This is a genomic window from Aminobacter sp. P4_H6_2 (genome assembly GCF_056400805.1).
Map to the genome: position 1 here is coordinate 1 of NZ_JBFUKO010000633.1, position 2,991 is coordinate 2,991.

A 2,991-nucleotide genomic window follows, 5' to 3' on the forward strand; every position below is an offset into this window, starting at 1 on the left:
GCTGCGGGCCATTGAAGACGGCGTCGGGTGCGAGGTCGTCGAGCGACTTGCCGGCAATGGCGATCTTGACCACGCCATCGTAGCGCGCCTTGGAAAACAGTGCCGCAACCAGCCGCTCGCGGTCGTTGCGCGCCTTGGCGAGCAGGCCGAGCGAACCGGAAACCGGACGATCTTCCTCGCCTTTCAGCAGCGAGGCCTTTTCGAGTGCGGAGCGCAAATCGTCGTCGGCGCCAATGACCTCGAAAGTGACGGCATAGTCGAGCGGATCGACGATGTCGGTATCTTCTTCCTTGGCCGAGCCCCACAGCCTGATGCCGAAGATTTCGAAGGCCGATGCCTTGTGCATTTCAACGGCGAGAATTGTCGTCGACAACAGCACAGCCATCGCCGCGCGCGAAAGCACGCGGGCGGTGGTTGATCTGTCGAATCCACGCATACGCCGCAAAAACATCAAGCCAAGGTAACTCCCAATCCTAAAATTGGAATGAAGTTTATGGCTTTTCGTAAAGCAGCCACATTCGATATGTCAGAATTCCTTGGGCAAATGAATGACATCCGGGACAGGGATTCGGGTGTGTTCATCGGGGCGATCCGCATGGCAGGGGCAATACCATGCACAGCGTCCAAGACAAGTATTAAGAAGCGGGCTTAGCCTGTAAGCTGGCCGTGTCGACAGTGCGGCGGCAAGTTCGAACATGTCGCTTTGAGCGGCGATGAGTGTGTTGGAGGGACATGAATATGCGTGCGGCTCGGGTTTTTCCGGTATTCGTTCTTCTCTTTTTGGGTTTGGTATCAGGGGCTGCGGCAGTCGAGGCACGCCGCGTCGTGACCACCGAAAACAGCGATTACTTCGGTTTCGACCTGCGGTCGGAGCAGAATGTGACGCTCGACCAGTGCCAGACATCGTGCCTGGGTGACCAGTCTTGCCGCGCCTTCACCTACAACACCAAGGCGAAATGGTGCTTCCTCAAGTCCGACTTCGCCCTGATCAAGCCATTTGCAGGCGCAGTCGGGGGCAAGGTCGTGCCGGTCAATGGCGAGCCCGACATCGGCGCGCCGGCCGAACTGTCGTTCTTCCCGGCCTCGATGGCCGACGAGGCACGCCAGTACCGCAAGGCATTGACCAATGGCTCGGTGGTAACAGGCGACGAAGGCCTCGCGGCGCTGACCGATGGCGGCGACAATTCAATGCTGCAGGGCGACCCACGCACGGCGATGCAGAAATTCCGCGCCGCAGCCGCGATCCTGCCCGACGACGCAGCGATCTGGACGCGCCTTGCGCGCGCCACGGCCGCCGTGCAGCCGATCAATGGCGAAGAAACAGCATCGCTGCAGAGCGACGCGACGTCGAGCGCCTACAACGCCTATCTTTTGTCGCGCAACGCAAAGAACCGCGCCGACATACTGTCGATCCTGGCCGCTGGCCTTGACCGCCGCGACATGTTCAGGCCTTCACTGCAGGCCTATGAGGCGAGCCTTGCGCTCGACAATTCGGCTTCCGTGCGTGCCACATACGAAGACCTCAAGGCGCGAAAAGGTTTCCGCGTCGTCGAGCACTCCATCGACGCCGACACCACCTCGCCGCGCGTCTGCGCCCAGTTCTCGGAAGAGTTGGTCAAGACGGGTGTCGTCTACGCGCCTTTCGTCACCGTCGACGACGCGGCGCCCAAGAGCGTCGAGGCCAAGGACAAGCAGATCTGCGTCGAAGGGCTCGAGCACGGCCAGCATTACCGCGTGACCTTCCGCTCCGGCCTGCCAGCGGCCCTCGGCGAGGTGCTCGCAGCACCCGTGGTGCTCAGTGTGTATGTCCAGGACCGCGCACAATCGGCCCGCTTCACCGGCGACAGCTTCGTTCTGCCCTCCTCCGCCCGCCGCGGCATTCCTGTCGTCACCGTCAACATGGAAGCTGCCGACATGAAGCTTTATCGCGTCGGCGACCGTTCGCTGGCACAGCTTTTGTCCGGCTACCAGTTCCTGCGCCAGCTCGACGGCTATGACGTTTCCAACATCGCCGACCAGATGGGCGAGCCGGTCTGGGAAGGCCAGTTGGCGATCGTCAACGAGCTCAACAAGGAGGTGACGACCTCCTTCCCGGTCGATGAAGCGCTGCCCAACCGCAAGCCCGGCGTCTATGTGCTGACCGCGCAACCCGTCGACGACAAGAGCGACACCTGGGCGACCAAGGCGACGCAATGGTTCGTCGTCTCCGACATCGGGCTGTCGACCTATACCGGCCAGGACGGGCTCAACGTCTTCGCCCGCTCGCTCGGTTCGGCCAAGCCGATCGCCGATGCCGAACTGACGCTGCTTGCCCGCAACAACGAGATCCTCGGCACCGCCAAAACCGACGCCGAGGGCCGTGCCACCTTCACCCCAGGCCTGACCCGAGGCGAAGGTGGCCTGGCGCCGGCCGTGCTAATGGCAAAGCAGGGCGACGCCGATTTCGTCTTCCTCGACATGACCCGTGCTGGCTTCGACCTGTCCGACCGTGGCGTCACCGGCCGCGCCGCACCTGGCGCGCTCGACGTCTATGCCTGGACCGAACGCGGCATCTACCGCGTCGGCGAAACCGTACATGCCGCAGCTTTGGCGCGCGACGACGCAGCCAAGGGCGTCGACAACCTGCCGCTGACCTTCATTTTCACAAGGCCCGACGGCGTCGAGGACCGACGTATCGTCAGCCAGGGTGGCAATGCCGGCGGCCACGCCGTCGACCTTGCGCTATCGAGTGCGGCCATGCGCGGCACCTGGACGCTTGCCATCCACACCGACCCCAAGCAGCCAGCCGTCGCCAGCCAGATGTTCCTGGTCGAGGACTTCGTGCCCGACCGCATCGAATTCACGCTGACCGCCGACCGCAACGAGATCGCGGCCGGTGAAACCGCCACAGCCACCGTCGACGGCCGCTTCCTCTATGGCGCACCTGCCGCCGGCCTCGCGCTCGAAGGTGAGGTGACGCTGTCGACGAAGCGCGAATGGGATGCCTTCAAG

The 2,991-nt window shown here is 63.1% G+C and carries 1 protein-coding gene and 1 pseudogene; one reads left to right on the forward strand and one right to left on the reverse strand.

Annotation, left to right across the window (positions count from 1 at the left end):
- Nucleotides 1-436, reverse strand: a pseudogene (locus AC1DUU_RS27770) (autotransporter assembly complex protein TamA); the annotation flags it as partial.
- Nucleotides 437-732: 296 nt separating this feature from the next.
- On the opposite strand from AC1DUU_RS27770, the gene AC1DUU_RS27775 reads away from it, so the two are divergent.
- The coding region (locus AC1DUU_RS27775) for a PAN/Apple domain-containing protein (RefSeq protein ID WP_476786568.1) at nucleotides 733-2,991 on the forward strand (2,259 nt) is incomplete at its 3' end.